The organism is Devosia sp. P1_H9 (assembly GCF_056405135.1).
The window spans coordinates 184,215-199,177 of the sequence record NZ_JBFUCQ010000002.1; the positions used below are offsets into that span (position 1 = coordinate 184,215).

The following is a 14,963-nucleotide window of genomic DNA, read 5'->3' on the forward strand; positions in this document are numbered from 1 at the left end:
TAATATGAAGCATCTGATACTAGCGGCCGGCTGCGTGCGATCGATCCTGGCCGCCCTCGTCGTCCTCGCCGGCGCCGGCGCTGCAGTCGCGGCGCCAAAGCTCGCCGACCAGACCGTCATGACCTACAGCCCCGGCCACGGCACGCAGGTCGAGTACTACGACAAAAAGGGCGGCACCTGGCTCTGGTATCCCGGCAACAGGGTCGTGCTGCCCGGCCGCTGGAAGACCGAGAGCGGCAATATCTGCTTCGGCTACACGCCCAACAGCTACAACCCGGTCACCGGCCACACCGGCGCGAGCTGGGAATGCCAGCCGCTGAGGATATTCGAGAGCGTCGTGGTGGAGCGCGCCGCGGGCGACGTGTTCGGGCTCGCAAAGCGCCAGAAGCCGCCATTCTCCCTCCCCAAGCGCCGCACCACCATCGAGGCTCTGAGCAAGCGGCTCAACTGATCCCCGCCGACACCTCATTCGCCAACAGGAACATCGTCATGCGACGCAACGCACTCCCGTCCATCCTCCTCGCCGCACTCGCCCTCGCCACCGGCGCCGGGATCAGCGAAGTATCCGCCAAGGGTGGAGCGCAGCTGCTGCCCACGAGTTCGCTCTACTACAAGGTGAGCACCACCTCCACCAAGGACGAGATCAAGGCGATCTGCGCCGAGATCATCGAGCGCCAGGAGGCCTCCGCGATCGGCAGGCGCGACGCTTCCCAACTCTACATGCACGGCATGATCATGGGCGTCACCTGCCTCAAGGTTGATTATTACAAGGCGCTGGTCCTCGCCCACGATTCAGGCGACGCCTTCACCCTGAAGTCGGCGCTGACCTACGTGCGCGGCCGCGCCGCCGGCGGCATCACCAAGGCCATCCGGGCGCTCGAAAAGTACGAGAAGGCCTACGACTAAGCGCCGCCGCTACTCACCGGCGGGAACTTATCCCCCCACCTCTCCACCCATGCGATTCTCCCTCCCATCCGCTGCACCGAAGCGAGATCATGACGAGTGGTTGGTGCGGTGGAGACCGGGTGGGATGGCAGTCGTGCCGTCTCAGGCCCAAACTCCGGCCGGCCGGGCTGCAACCACAGCCAAGCCGCTGTTCTTACGCCGGGCAGGTCCATGTGACGGACCTGCCGATGACCAAGGTTCTCGCGCACACGAGAGCCGGGACCGCCTGTCTGGAAACGTCCGAGGCCTTGCCTCGCGGATCTGGACCGGCAGGCGGTGCCAGGTCAGGCGATGCGGCATCGGGAGGTCCCGAAGCTCGCTGGAGCCAAAGCCCAAAATCCCGGCCGGCCGGCGAGGCGTGAGCCTCTTTCATCTGCGGACTACCGCTACAGGGCAAACGCCTCGCCGGTCCCGCTTCGTTCCCCACGGGGAACGGCTCTTTTGAAACTCCGAAGCCCTATGGGCTGTCGGACGCATCTGTTCGTCCTGCCGCTCGCTGCCGGCGCCGTTTGCGAAGGCCCAGAGAGGTTGAAACCGGGTCGCCCGCCCGAGGCGATTTCCGTACCACGAGTCCACTTGATCCCCCGCCGATCTGCCGGCATATCCCGCCCAACCTTAGCGGGGGGCGCCGCAAGGAGATGGACCTGTGTCTGCGTTGCGTCCCGAAATGGAACTGACCGCCGAGCTGGTGGCGCTGGTCGAGCGCACCGAGCCCGACTCGGGCCCCGCGCCCGGCCTGCCCGAACCTGCCGAAGCCGATCTCGCCAACGCCGCAACGCGGCTGCTGGCCACCCGTCCGCCGGGCCCACTCTGGCTCTTCGCCTATGGCTCGCTGATCTGGAAGCCCGAGCTCGAGCATCTCGAGACGCGCCCTGCCCTGGCGCGCGGCTGGCACCGCCGCTTCTGCCTGCGGCTGACGCGCTGGCGCGGCACCCGCGAGGTGCCCGGGCTGATGATGGCGCTTGATCGCGGCGGCAGCTGCGCCGGCCTCGCCTACCGGCTGCCCGATGCCGATCCGCACGGCCAACTGATGCGCCTCCTGGCGCGGGAGACGGACAGCGCACGGCCGACCAACGTGCCCCGCTGGGTCCGGCTCGTCACTCCCGAGGGGCCGCTGGTGGCGCTGGGTTTCGTCGCCTCGCCGCAAGGGACCAACTATGCCGGTCGCCTGCCGCATGAGGTGGTGGCGCACACTCTCGCCCGGGCCGCGGGACACTGGGGCTCGGGTGCGCAGTACCTCTACAACACGGTCGAGCGGCTCGAGGCGCACGGCATCCGCGACCGGAACCTGTGGGCGCTGCAGGCGCTGGTGGCCGAGGAGATCCGGAGCCTCACGCTGCCCCTCGCGGCGTGAGGCTAGAGGTCGGGTTCGCGGATAGTGCCGCCGATGGTCATCTCGACCGCGACCTCGTCATCCACGGTGACGCCGATCCGCTGCCGCACCGCCGCCTTCAGCGGCAGCAGATAGGTGTCATCCTTGGGGAACAGCGAGGTCTCGAACTCAACGCCGACGATCGTCGCCCGCACCGGGATCACGCCCCAGCCATAGCTGGCAGCCTTCTTGATCTTGCCGATCTCGGCGGCGATATCGGGCGGGATCCGCGCGTAAAAGAACGGCGCCGGGCCCCGCCAGTAGATCACCGGTGCCTTGAACTGCCACTCGACCACGCTTGCGATGCTCCCTCGTGAGGGCCGCTAGCCTAGCAATATCTCGGCATTGCCATCCACGAAATCCTCGAACAGCACCGTGGTGCGGTCCTCAGTGCCCAGCACCACGGCCATCTGCCCCGGCCCTGTCAGGCGACGGAACGGCACCTGCGGCTGGTCGACGTTGAAGCTCACCGAATAGTGGCCACCGGCCAGCGTGGTGAAGGGGATACCGCGATAGGTAGCGGTCGAGGTGACGTGGACGTGCCCGGCGATCACCTGGCGGATGTCGGGATGGGTCTGCAGCGCGTCGAGGAACGGACCGTCCTCGAGGATGCGGATGGTGTCGGAGTTGATATGCAGCGCATTGGCGTTGTGGTGGAGGATGACGATCACTGGCCGCTCGACGGCCTCCGCCAGGTTGCGACGGAGCCAGTTGATCTGGCCGGGCTCGAGCACCCCATCCACCCGCCCCGGCTCGGACGAATCGAGGAGGATCACCCGGTAGCCCTTGACGTCGATGACCTTGTCCACGTGACCGGTCTCGCCGGCATACTCATCCCCGAACACCGCAAGGAAGGTCGGCCGGTCGTCATGGTTGCCCAGGGTGATGTGGACGGGGACCGTCAGCTTCGAGAGGATCGCCTGCAACCGGCGATAGGCCTCTGCTTGGCCGAGATCGGCGAGATCGCCGGCCAGCACGCAGAAATCGGCATCGGCATAGCGAGCGTTGATGGCGTCGACGGCAATCTCCAGCCGCCCGGCGGTGTCGAGTGTCATCGACAGTTCCCCCTCTGGTACCAGGTGCAAGTCGCTCATCACGATGATCTTCAGTGTCACGGCGGAGGCCCCCATTTTCGGTTGGCGCCTCCTAGCGAGCCCCGATGACCGAGCCGTGACAGTTCCGCAGTAACGGAAGTCGCCGAAAACCCTGTTCATTGTCACCGAACTGCAGTCATACTGTCATTGCAGCGTCACACAATTGAGTCCGCCGCAGCGCGCTGGCTCGTAGGAGACCACGCGAATGGCTTGGACGCACCGCCGTCGGGTACCCCTCCTCTCAGCGCTGGTGCTGCTCGCCGGCATCACGGCTCCAACCGCCATCATGGCTGCGCCGCCCCTCGCCGGCACCACCCATACGTTCCGCGACCCAGTGTTCCGCGGCACAATCTTCTGCGACACGCTCGACGAAGTTTGGGCCATCGCCACGGCCGATGCGCCCGACGACATCTACGCCAACTATTTCCTCACCACGAACGACCGCGACGAGCCGCTCTGCATGGCCATCGCCCCTACCGCAATGGTCGTCGACGTCGTGCCGGTCGGCGTCATGATCCGCAACGGCGAGCATTACAATGCCTGGGCCATCGAGACCGAGGTCGGAGGTGTCACTGCATTTGCGCTCTATCTCGAGCACTTCGAGTATACGAGCGCCTGACCTAACCGCCCGGCCCTGCTCGAAAAGTTCGACCAGTCGGCAATTTCCACGCTAAGCTCGGCGGATGTGCAACGACTACGAACAGCACGTCAGCCACGCCCAGTATCTCGAAGCGGTTCGGGCCCTCGAGCTCGACACCGCAGGCCCGGCCGCCGAGCTGCCGCAGGCTGATGACATCCGCATCGGCGATATGGGGCCGGTGCTCCGCGCTGCCGGCAATGGCGTCGAGATCGTCTCGATGCGCTTCGGTTGGCCGCCACCGCGACCCAAGGCGGCGCCGGTGTTCAACTTCAAGTCCGACGGGCGGCATTTCGACAAGTCGAAGCGCTGCCTCATTATCCTGTCGGGCTTCTTCGAATTCACCGGCAGCAAATCCCCCAAGACCAAGCACCGGTTCAGCCTGAAGGGTTCGCCGGTCATGGGGATCGCCGGCCTGTGGTCGGAAGACAGCGATGGCGCGCTGAGCTTCACCATGCTCACCACAGAGCCCGGTCCGGATATCGCCCCGATCCACGATCGCCAGGTCTGCGCTATCCTGCCCGAGGACTGGGCGCACTGGCTGTTCCTCACCAAGCCCGAGGAGGAGCTGCTGAAGCCGCTTCCCGCCGGCACGCTCGAGGTGGTGACGGTGCGGCCGTGACCCGGCCACCGGAACGCTCAGCGGGCATCCTGCTGCATCGTCCCGGCACCGGCGGCCGCGAGGTCCTGCTGGTTCACCCCGGCGGTCCGTTCTGGGCCAACAAGGACGAAGCCGCCTGGTCGATCCCCAAGGGCGTCTGCGATCCCGGCGAAGACGTCATCACTGCGGCTCGCCGTGAGTTTGCCGAGGAGGTCGGCAGTGTACCCGATGGTCCGCTCGTGCCGCTCGGCGAGTTCCGTCAGTCCAGCGGCAAGCTGGTCATCGCCTTTGCCCTCGAGGCCGATTTCGACCCGAGCACGCTGGTTTCCAACAGCTTCGAGATGGAATGGCCTCCGCATTCGGGCCGGCGGCCGAGTTTCCCTGAAGTCGACCGGGCCGAATGGATGGGGCTCGAGCCAGCACGTCATCGCCTGCACAAAGGGCAGCGGCCGATCATCGATGCACTGGAACGCTCGCTCGCCAGCTAGAGGAAGCGCTTCGCCGAGAATGCGCTCGGATCGATGAACGGCACCTCGCCCGTCACCATCTCCGCGATCAGTCGCCCGGTCACCGGCCCCAACGTGATGCCATGGTGAGCGTGCCCGAAGGCGAACCAAAGGCCGCGATGGCGCGGCGCCGGCCCGATGATCGGCATCATGTCAGGCGTCGCCGGTCGCGCACCGCGCCAGGGTTCTGCGTCGATGCGCTGTCCCAAACCGGGGAACAACTGGCGAGCAAATGGCTCGTCGCGGTCGATCTGCACCGGGGTGGACGGTGCGTCGCGCAGGGCGAACTCCGCGCCGCTGGTCAACCTTATGCCGCGGACCATCGGCGTCAGCAGGTAGCCGTAACTGGCGTCGAACACCCAATTGGTCAGCGGCCGCGCGTCGGGCTGGCCGTAGTGCATGTGGTAGCCGCGCTTGACCCCGAGCGGCAGGTTATAGCCGAGCCGTTCCGTGAGGTCGCCGGCCCATGGCCCGAGTGCGATCACGGCCTCCCTTGCCTCGAGCACGCCGTCGGCAACCGGCAGACGCCAGCCCGCGCCATGCTGCTCCAGTTGCATCGCGTCGCCGGTGACCATGACGCCACCCAGCGACTCGAACAGTTCGCGGTATTTCACCACCAATCCGCCCGGATCGCGGATGCTCCACGGGTCCGTCCAGTGTAGCGCACCTTCCAGCGGCACGCCCAGCCCGGGCTCAAGCCGGTGCATCTCGGCGCCTGTGAGCACAGCGCTGCCGATGCCGAAGCGCCGCACGGCTTCCGCCTTGCGATAGGCCTCGTCGCGCTTCGCGGTGTCACGGAAGAGCTGATACCAACCCTTCTTCTGGATCAGGTCGCCGGCCCCTGCCCGCTCGATCAGCGGGGCGTGCTCGCTGATCGAATGGGCGATCAGCGGGGCGTAGGTCTCCACGACGCGACGATAGTGGACGGAACGGGAATGCCACCAGTACTGGCCGAGGAACGGCGCTATCCGCGGCAGTGCGCTCAGGTGGTAGTGCATGTCCGTGCGGTTGTTCAGCCCGTAGCGGAACAGGTCGCCCAGTCCCTGCGGGAAGGCGTGGGGCATCACCCCCTCGCGCTGGATCAGGCCGGCATTGCCGTAGGAGGTTTCCTCGCCGGCTCCACGCCGATCGACCAGCACGGTCGCCCTGCCCCGCATCTGCAGGTGCAGCGCGACGCTGACGCCCACGATACCCGCGCCCAGAACGATGCTATCGGCCTGCATGACTCAACCCGGAAAGTCTCTCTTGGCGGACAGCTTTAGCGGTGTTCGCGGCCGCCGTAACTGCGTCAGATGGGCAGTACGCGGGAGTATTTCACCTGCCCGAGCGAGAAGCTCGATTCAATCGAGCTGACACCCGCGACCTGGGTCAGCTTTTCGCGCAGGAATGCCTCGTAGGCGGCGAGATCGGCGCAGACGACGCGGAGCAGGAAATCGAACTGGCCGGTCATCAGGTAGCACTCCATCACCTCGGGCCAACCAGCGATCGCCTCGCCGAAGCGGTCCAGTTCCTCGGCGCGCTGGCGCTCCAGCTTGATCGAAATGAACACCGATACCGGCAGGCCAACCGCCTTCTGGTCGATCACGGCGCTGTAAGCCGCGATGATCCCCGCATCCTCCATCTGGCGAATCCGCCGCAGACAGGGAGAAGCGGAGAGCCCCACCCGGTCGGCGATCGCCTGGATGGTCATCCGTCCGTCTTCCTGCAATGCGCGGAGGATACGGCGGTCGATGGCCGTCAGGTCGGATTTGGCAGAATTCACCACTCTTGTCGGCATTTCGTGCAAGAACCTGCGCAACTCGGTGACAGAGCAGTCACAATAGGCGGGAAACACCCCAAAGCCTAGTGCACCGTTAATGTCAGACATTTGGGAGGGGATATGTCGTCGACGGAGCGGATCGCCCTGATTGAGGCGCTGGCTGGCAAGGCTCTGTGGTTGTCCAACTGGATGATCCACCACGCCAACCATCTGCGGGCCAATCCGGACGGGGTGAAGGTTGGCGGCCACCAGGCCTCCTCCGCGTCGATGACGGCGATCCTCTCCGCTCTCTACTTCGGCATCCTCAAGCCTGAGGACCGCGTGGCGGTGAAGCCGCATGCGGCGCCGGTGTTCCACGCGATCCAGTACCTGTTCGGCAAGCAGAGCCTCGATAAGCTCAAGGCGTTCCGCGGCTATGGCGGCGCGCAGTCCTATCCATCGCGTACCAAGGACACCGACGACGTCGATATCTCCACCGGCTCGGTCGGCCTCGGCGTCGCCTTCACAGCCTTCGCCTCGATGATCCAGGACTATGTGCGCGCCAAGCCATGGGCGAAGAAGCGCGCCGAGGGCCGGATGATCGCGCTGGTCGGCGATGCCGAGCTCGACGAGGGCAATGTCTACGAGTGCCTGCTGGAGGGCTGGAAGCACAGCCTTCGCAACACCTGGTGGATCATCGACTACAACCGTCAGAGCCTCGACGGCGTGGTGCGCGAGGGGCTGTACGACCGGATCGAGGCGATCTTCCGCGCCTTCGAGTGGAACGTCGTGACGCTGAAATACGGCGCCAAGCAGCGCCGCGCCTTTGCCGAGCCGGGCGGCGAGCGGCTGCGCGAATGGATCGACGCCTGCCCGAACGCACTCTACTCGGCGCTAATGTTCCGCGGTGGTGCCGCCTGGCGCGAACGGCTGACCGACGAGATCGGCGACCAGGGCGCGGTCACCGCCCTGCTCGAACGCCGGACCGATGACGAGCTGGCCGACCTGATGGCCAATCTCGGCGGCCACTGCATCGAGAGCCTACTGGAGCAGTTCGAGACCCAGACCACCGACAAGCCGACGGTGTTCATCGCCTATACAGTCAAGGGCTGGGGCACCCCGCTCGCCGGTCATAAGGATAATCACGCCGGGCAGATGACCGGTGCGCAGATCGAGAACCTCAAGGCCTCGATGGGGGTTCGCGAGGGGCACGAGTGGGAGCGCTTCGAGGGGCTCAAGCAGTCCGAACGCGAGCTGCAGGCCTTCCTCGACGCCGTTCCATTCAACACCACACAGTCTCGACGGCTTTCCTCCCCCGCCGTCGCGGCGCTGGGGCCGCAGTTCGTCGGTCTCGGCGCCACTTCCACGCAGACGGCGTTCGGCAAGATCCTCGACGCGATTGCCAAGACCGACAGCGAACTTGCGCGCCGCATCGTCACCACCTCGCCCGACGTTACGGTCTCAACCAACCTCGGCACCTGGGTCAACCGCCGGCACCTGTTCGCCAACCGCGAGATGGCCGACATCTTCCAGAAGGAGCGGATCCCGAGCGCGCAAAAGTGGCAATTCACGCCCGATGGCCAGCATATCGAGCTGGGCATCGCCGAGATGAACCTGTTCCTGCTGCTCGGTGCCGCCGGCCTCAGCCATTCGCTGTTCGGCGAGCGGCTTCTGCCGGTGGGCACGCTCTACGACCCGTTCATCGCCCGCGGCCTCGATGCGCTGAACTATGCCTGCTACCAGGACGCCAGGTTCCTGCTGGTCGCGACCCCCTCCGGGGTGTCGCTGGCCGGCGAAGGTGGCGCGCACCAATCCGTTGGCACGCCGCTAATCGGCATGGCGCAGGATGGGCTGGCCTCGTTCGAACCGGCCTTTGCCGATGAGGTATCCGTCATCATCAACTGGGGCTTCGATTACATGCAGCGCGACGGCAGCGACCGGGCGGATCTCGCCGACTGGCCGCGCGACGTCTCCGGTGGATCGGTCTACCTGCGGCTCTCCACCCGCTCGATCGAGCAGCCGCCCCGCGAAGTCACGCCGCAGCTGGCCAGCGACATCATTCGCGGCGGCTACTGGCTGGTGCCGCCGACCCCGAGTTGCGAAGTGATCATCGCCTACCAGGGCGTCCTCGCCAGCGAGGCGATTGCCGCGGCCGGCACCGTCGGCGGCGACCGGCGCAACGTGGCGGTGTTGGCCGTTACCTCCGCCGATCGGCTCAATGCCGGCTGGCACGCGGCGCAGCGTGCCCGCCTCCACGGCGACCTCTCGGCCACCTGCCACATCGAGACGCTCCTGGCCGAAGCGCCCGACACGGCGGCACTCGTCACCGCCATCGACGGCCACCCGGCAACGCTCGGCTGGCTCGGAAGCGTCAGGGGGCATCGCGCCATCACTCTGGGCGTCGAGCACTTCGGCCAGACCGGCACGGTGACCGATCTCTACCGCCATTTCGGCATCGACGCGGCGGCCATTGCCAACGCGGCGCAGAGCCTCTTCGGAGGGCGGCGATGACCGGAGATCGCTCAAGTTTTCGGCAGTCGCGCACTGGGCGCGAGAGTTGTCCACGAATCCCTGACATTCGCCTTGCCAAGCCAATCCGGAGTTGTCAGACATATGTCATACGGCAGATTTCGAGGGGAAATCGATCTGCCCAAGACCGGTTGCCGGGTGAGGCGTCTATACCCGGCCGCCGCGCATGCCACCCCCGAGCGGAGCAGCCATCATGCACCGCTTCGTCCGGGGCACAGGGGACGTCAAATCGGCTCTGCAACAAGGAGGGAGCTATATGAACGCGTTGCTGAAATTTGTCGGCGCGCTGGCGCTCGCTGCGGGATTGACCGCGGCACCAGCGCTGGCCCAGACAAAGCTCACGGTGCCAGGCGGTTCTACAACCGGCACCTACATGGACTACATGAAGACGGTTTATGCACGCGCATCGGGCTCCGAGCTCCTGCAGGTGCCGCTCACCAGCTTCGACAATGAGTACCAGCTCACCCCGCTCGCGGCCGAAAGCTGGACCCAGTCGGACGATGGCCTCACCTGGACCTTCAAGCTCCGTGACGGGCTCGTCTGGAGCGATGGACAGCCGCTGACGGCTGGCGACTACGTCTTTGCGCTGCAGCACGCTGCCACGAGCGGCTATGATTTCGCCTGGTACTGGGACTTCGCCGGCGGCATCAAGAACTGGAAGGAAGTCACCGAAGGCAAGGCCGGTCCCGAGACCCTCGGCCTCAAGGCCGTCGACGACAAGACCCTCGAGATCACCTCGACCGCATCCAAACCCTACATGCCGAGTGTGGTCAGCCTCTGGTATCCGGTGCCCAAGCATCAGTTCGACAAGTTCGGCGATGACTGGTCCACCGCCGTCGAGAACGTCGTTTCCTCCGGCCCGTTCAAGCTGCAAGCCTGGGAGAAGTCGAACAACTCGGTGACGCTCGTGAAGAACGAGACCTACACCGGCCCATGGCCGGCCGAGGTCGATGAACTCACGATCGACCCCTCGCTCGGCGCCCCCGAAGTCGGCATGCCGGCCTTCCTCGCCGGCGATGTAGGCTACACGTGGCTCAACGCCGGTCAGATCCCGGTGGTGAAGCAGCGCTTCCCCGACGCGATCCGTACCAACACCGTGTTCGCGACCTCGTACCTTGCGTTCGACCTCGAGAAGGCGCCGTTCGACAATGTCGACGTCCGCCGCGCCCTCTACTACGCCGTCAACCGTGACGAGCTGACCCAGACGGTACTCAAGGACATCGCTATCCCGGCGCATTCGATCCTCGCGCCCGGCTATCCTGGGTACAGCGAGAAGATCGCGGCTGAGGCCGTGTTCGACCCGCAGAAGGCCAAGGACCTGCTTGCCAAGGCCGGCTATCCGAACGGCGAAGGCTTCCCGACCATCGAGGTCTGGTTCCGCGAGGAAGGCGGCTACAACGGGGCCATCCTGCCCCCGATGGCCCAGTACCTGCAGGCCCAGTTCAAGGACATCCTCGGGATCACCATGAATATCAAGGTGATGCCGGGCAAGGACTGGATGGAAGGCATGCTGGCGCGCAAGAACAACATCTACCTGGCGCCCTACGAGTACGACTATCTCGATCCGTCGAACTTCTACGGCCTGTTCTACAATGGCGGCCGCCACAGCTACCACGTGCCTGAATACGACAAGCTCGTCGCTGAAGCCGACAAGGCTCCCAAGTGGGAAGACCGCGTGGCGCTCTACGAGCAGGCCGAGCAGGTGATGATCGACCAGGGCCTGATCGTGCCGCTGGTGCATCCGATCATCATGGCCGCGGTCAGTGAGGACATCTCGGGTGCGGGCGTCTCGCCCAACTCGAAGGGCTTCACCCCGCTCGATCGTATCGGCAACTTCCTCTACTCGCACATCTCGGTAAAGCAGTAGTCGAACCAACCTCGTGTCCCCCGGCCGACGCCGGGGGACACCCTCCCAAGGGCCAGGGCAGCGCATGACACTCGTCGATATCAAGGGCCTCAAGGTCAGTTTCGCCCAGCATGGCGGCACAATCGAAGCCGTCCGCGGCGTCAGCCTGCACGTGAACGAGGGCGAGAGCCTCGGCATCGTCGGCGAATCCGGCTCGGGAAAGTCCGTGACCTGCATGGCGCTGATGCGCTTGCTGCCTCCGACGGCCAAGGTCACCGCCGACAGCATGATCCTCGACGACGTCAACGTCGTCGACGCCGACAAGCGCACAATGGCAAGCGTCCGTGGGCGGTCCGCCGCGATGATCTTCCAGGACCCGATGACGGCGTTCGATCCGGTGTTCACCATCGGGCACCAGATCGTCGAGACCATCCGCACGCACCGCAGAACCAGCAAGCGCGAGGCGCTCGCCGAGGCTGAGCAGCTCCTGCGCCGCGTTGAGATCCTCAACGCCAAGGAGGTTCTCGCATACTACCCCCACCAGCTTTCCGGCGGCATGCTGCAGCGCGCGATGATCGCGATGGCGCTGTCCTGCCGGCCCAAGGTGCTGATTGCCGATGAGCCGACTACGGCGCTCGACGTCACCATCCAGGCGCAGATCCTCCAGTTGATCAAGCAGTTGCAAGCCGAGTTCGGCATGGCGCTGATCATGATCACCCATGACCTCGGCGTCATCGCCGAGACGGTCGATCGGGTCGTCGTCATGTATGGCGGCCGGGTGATGGAAGAAGGCCCGGTGCAGCAGATCTTCGATGCACCCACCCATAGCTACACTCAGCAACTGCTCGCCAGCCTGACCGCGGGGTCGACCAAGCAAGCCGCCCGCGACGAGCCGCCAGTCGCGCCCGCACTGGAGTTGCGCGACCTCAGCAAGGTCTACAAGCTCCGCCGCCAGGGCCGGATCTTTGCGACCTACTCCGATCACCACGCGGTACGCGAAGTCAGTCTGACGCTGCCGCGCAACAAGATCGTCGGCCTCGTCGGCGAGTCCGGCTCGGGCAAGAGCACCACCGGCATGATGGCGATGCGCCTGATCGAGCCGACCAACGGCCGCATCTTCGTGGATGGCTCGGATATCAGCACGCTCGACACGGCTGCTCTCAAATCCTTCCGCCGCCGCATGCAGGTGGTCTTCCAGGATAGCTACTCAGCGCTCGATCCGATGATGACCCTCACCGAGATCATCACCGAACCGCTGCACATCCATGGCCTGATGAACCAGCGGCAACGTGACGACCTGGCGCTGGAGTGGCTGGAGAAGGTCGGTCTCGATAAGAGCTTCGGGCTTCGCTACCCGCACGAGTTGTCGGGCGGGCAGCGCCAGCGCGTCGCCATTGCCCGCGCTCTTGTTCTCGGCCCGTCTGTGCTCGTTGCGGATGAGCCCACCTCCGCGCTCGATGTCTCGGTGAAGGCCCAGATCATCGGCCTGCTCAAGAACCTGCAGCGCGAGATGGGCCTGTCGATGCTGTTCATCAGCCACGACCTCAGCGTCGTGCGTTCGCTCACCGACACGGTCGTCGTCATGTATCGCGGCCGCGTCGTCGAACAGGCGCCTACCGGCGCGCTCTTCGCCGACCCGCGGCATCCATACACGCGCGCCCTGCTCGATGCGATTCCCGCCACCAATCCGCGCAACCGCCGGCAGCGCACGTTCCTCAAGGCCGCCGACATCGAGGCCGCCGTGCCACGGCTCGCTGCAGCCTCCCTCGCCGAAGCCGCCACCCCTGGCAGCACCCCGCAACTCGTGAGCATCGCTCCCGGCCACCTGGTCGAAGCGATCGTCACCAACTAGGGAGCGCGAGCATGGCCCTCTACATCCTCCGACGGCTCGTCTCGATTGCCTTCACCTTCTTCGTGGTGTCGGTCATCGTGTTCCTGATGATGCACGCCGTCCCCGGCGGCCCCTTTGACGGCAACGATATGCCGGTTTCCAAGGCCGTCCGCGACACGTTGATGGCCAAGCTCGGCCTCGATCAGCCGTTATGGGTGCAGTACGTCAACTACATGAAGGGGGTGCTGACCTTCGATTTCGGCTACCCGTACCAAGCCCCCGGCGAAACCGTGATCAGCCTCCTCGCCGACGCCTGGCCCCCTAGCCTTTTGCTCGGCGGTCTCGGGGTCCTCATCGGCGCACCCCTTGGCATCCTCCTCGGCATGGCCGCAGCCCTCAATCGCAACACCTGGATCGACTATTTCGCCTCGGCGCTAGCGACGCTCGGCCTCACCATTCCGGTGTTCGTCATCTCGATGCTGCTGATCCTCGTCTTCGCAGTCTGGTTCAACTGGCTGCCCGCCAGCGGCTGGGGCAAACCCGAACGCTGGATCCTCCCCATCATCGCCTATGCCGCGATCCCGGTGGCGACCTATGCCCGCTACACACGCTCCGCGATGCTCGACAACCTGAACCGGCCGTTCGTCACGGCGCTCCGCGCCAAGGGGCTCAGCGAGAACCGCGTGATCTTCCAGCATGTTCTGCGCAACTCGGCCATTCCGATGGTGGCGGTGTTCCTTCCCATGTTCATCGGCACCGCCACCGGCTCGATCTTCGTCGAGGCGATGTTCCGCGTTCCCGGTCTCGGCTCCTACTTCGTGTCTTCCATTGAGAACCGCGACTATCCCCTTGAAATGGCATTGGTGCTCATGGTGACCGTCGCCTTCTGCTTCGCCTACCTCATCAGTGACATTGCCTATGCCTGGCTTAACCCACGCATCCGTTTCGGGAACCAGCCGCGATGAGCACCAACATCGACGTCGCCGCCGAACTAGCCGTACCGGCAACCGCCAAGCAGCGCAGCCCCGCCTATTTCGCCCTGCGCCGGTTCCTCGCCAACAAGGCGGCGGTTGCCGGCGGCATCGTACTCGTCATCTTGATCCTCGCCGCGATCCTTGCGCCGCTCTTCACCAAGACGGATCCGTCTGCTCAGGCCTTCCTCACCCAGTCCCTCGCCTTCCCGTCCGCCGAGTTCTGGTTCGGGGTCGACGACCTCGGCCGCGATTTCTTCACCCGGATCGTCTACGGCGCCCGCGTTTCGCTCACCATCGGGTTCGCGGCGGCCACGTTCAGCGTCGTCATCGGGATCCCGCTCGGTGCGCTCGCCGGCTATTTCGGCGGCAGGACCGACTGGGTGATCATGCGTATCATCGAACTCTTCTCGGTGGTTCCATCGCTGCTCGCCGCCATGCTGCTGGGGGCGCTCACCGGCGGGGGCTTTCTCACCATCATCACCATTGCGGCTCTGTTCGGCTGGGTGAACGTCTGCCTGCTGGTTCGGGCGCAGGTGAAATCCCTGCGCGAGAAGGAGTTCATCCGGGCAGCCCAGGCGCTCGGGGCGTCGCCTTGGTACGTCATCCGCCGACACCTGATCCCCAACGCGATCTCCCCGATCATCGTCGGCTTCGTGCTGGCCATTCCGCTCGCCATGATGCTCGAGGCCTCCCTGAGCTTCCTTGGCATCGGCGTGCCGCCGCCGACTCCCAGCTGGGGGCAGATGATCAACGTCGGCATGAATTTCATGTTCTTCTACTGGCACATGGCCGTCTTCCCGACGGCGGCCCTGGCCATCACCGTGCTCGCCACGACGCTATTCGGTGACGGCTTGCGCGATGCACTCGATCCCACACTGAAAGGGCGCTGA

Annotated in this window: 15 protein-coding genes; 11 read left to right on the forward strand and 4 right to left on the reverse strand. The window is 65.4% G+C overall.

The annotated features are described in order from the left end of the window. The first annotated feature begins 4 nt into the window (after positions 1–4). The 3 genes from AC1DYL_RS04065 (at position 5) to AC1DYL_RS04075 (ending at position 2,299) form a co-directional block, all read left to right on the forward strand. Positions 5–451, forward strand: coding sequence for a hypothetical protein (locus AC1DYL_RS04065; RefSeq protein ID WP_477172147.1), 447 nt, complete (start codon positions 5–7; stop codon positions 449–451). Between the two features lie 38 nt (positions 452–489). Next, on the forward strand, positions 490–906 hold the full coding sequence (locus AC1DYL_RS04070; RefSeq protein WP_477172148.1) for a hypothetical protein: 417 nt from the start codon (positions 490–492) through the stop codon (positions 904–906). A 685-nt stretch (positions 907–1,591) separates the two neighbouring features. Further along, positions 1,592–2,299: a gamma-glutamylcyclotransferase gene (locus AC1DYL_RS04075; protein WP_477172149.1), complete on the forward strand. Its 708-nt coding sequence runs from the start codon at positions 1,592–1,594 to the stop codon at positions 2,297–2,299. Between the two features lie 2 nt (positions 2,300–2,301). Here AC1DYL_RS04075 and AC1DYL_RS04080 read toward each other — a convergent pair whose 3' ends face one another. Beyond that, on the reverse strand, positions 2,302–2,613 hold the full coding sequence (locus AC1DYL_RS04080; protein WP_477172150.1) for a DUF1905 domain-containing protein: 312 nt from the start codon (positions 2,611–2,613) through the stop codon (positions 2,302–2,304). 27 nt (positions 2,614–2,640) lie between these two features. Next, positions 2,641–3,447, reverse strand: coding sequence for a metallophosphoesterase (locus AC1DYL_RS04085; protein ID WP_477172151.1), 807 nt, complete (start codon positions 3,445–3,447; stop codon positions 2,641–2,643). A gap of 169 nt (positions 3,448–3,616) precedes the next feature. On the opposite strand from AC1DYL_RS04085, the gene AC1DYL_RS04090 reads away from it, so the two are divergent. The 3 genes from AC1DYL_RS04090 to AC1DYL_RS04100 all read left to right on the forward strand — a co-directional run bounded on the left by AC1DYL_RS04090 (position 3,617) and on the right by AC1DYL_RS04100 (position 5,137). Beyond that, on the forward strand, positions 3,617–4,030 hold the full coding sequence (locus tag AC1DYL_RS04090) for a hypothetical protein (RefSeq protein ID WP_477172152.1): 414 nt from the start codon (positions 3,617–3,619) through the stop codon (positions 4,028–4,030). A gap of 64 nt (positions 4,031–4,094) precedes the next feature. After that, entirely contained in the window at positions 4,095–4,670 is a 576-nt protein-coding gene (locus tag AC1DYL_RS04095; protein WP_477172153.1) for an SOS response-associated peptidase, read from the forward strand. Continuing rightward, positions 4,667–5,137 carry an NUDIX hydrolase gene (locus AC1DYL_RS04100; protein ID WP_477172154.1) on the forward strand — a complete coding sequence of 157 codons (471 nt, stop codon included), beginning with the start codon at positions 4,667–4,669 and terminating at the stop codon, positions 5,135–5,137. Before AC1DYL_RS04095 ends, AC1DYL_RS04100 begins: the two co-directional genes overlap by 4 nt. Here the strand turns inward: AC1DYL_RS04100 and AC1DYL_RS04105 are convergent. Next, positions 5,134–6,378 (reverse strand): NAD(P)/FAD-dependent oxidoreductase, encoded by a 1,245-nt coding sequence (locus AC1DYL_RS04105; protein WP_477172155.1) that lies wholly within the window; start codon positions 6,376–6,378, stop codon positions 5,134–5,136. The two genes, AC1DYL_RS04100 and AC1DYL_RS04105, sit on opposite strands and share 4 nt — an antisense overlap. 65 nt (positions 6,379–6,443) lie before the next feature. Continuing rightward, positions 6,444–6,917 (reverse strand): Lrp/AsnC family transcriptional regulator, encoded by a 474-nt coding sequence (locus AC1DYL_RS04110; protein ID WP_477149224.1) that lies wholly within the window; start codon positions 6,915–6,917, stop codon positions 6,444–6,446. Positions 6,918–7,034: 117 nt separating this feature from the next. On the opposite strand from AC1DYL_RS04110, the gene AC1DYL_RS04115 reads away from it, so the two are divergent. The 5 genes from AC1DYL_RS04115 (at position 7,035) to AC1DYL_RS04135 (ending at position 14,963) form a co-directional block, all read left to right on the forward strand. Next, complete coding sequence (locus tag AC1DYL_RS04115; protein WP_477172156.1) at positions 7,035–9,404, forward strand: transketolase; 2,370 nt, start codon at positions 7,035–7,037, stop codon at positions 9,402–9,404. A 274-nt stretch (positions 9,405–9,678) separates the two neighbouring features. Beyond that, complete coding sequence (locus tag AC1DYL_RS04120) at positions 9,679–11,289, forward strand: peptide ABC transporter substrate-binding protein (protein ID WP_477149222.1); 1,611 nt, start codon at positions 9,679–9,681, stop codon at positions 11,287–11,289. A 64-nt stretch (positions 11,290–11,353) separates the two neighbouring features. Next, complete coding sequence (locus AC1DYL_RS04125) at positions 11,354–13,120, forward strand: ABC transporter ATP-binding protein (RefSeq protein WP_477149221.1); 1,767 nt, start codon at positions 11,354–11,356, stop codon at positions 13,118–13,120. Positions 13,121–13,131: 11 nt separating this feature from the next. Further along, positions 13,132–14,064, forward strand: coding sequence for an ABC transporter permease (locus tag AC1DYL_RS04130; RefSeq protein ID WP_477149220.1), 933 nt, complete (start codon positions 13,132–13,134; stop codon positions 14,062–14,064). Continuing rightward, positions 14,061–14,963 carry an ABC transporter permease gene (locus tag AC1DYL_RS04135; RefSeq protein WP_477149219.1) on the forward strand — a complete coding sequence of 301 codons (903 nt, stop codon included), beginning with the start codon at positions 14,061–14,063 and terminating at the stop codon, positions 14,961–14,963. Before AC1DYL_RS04130 ends, AC1DYL_RS04135 begins: the two co-directional genes overlap by 4 nt.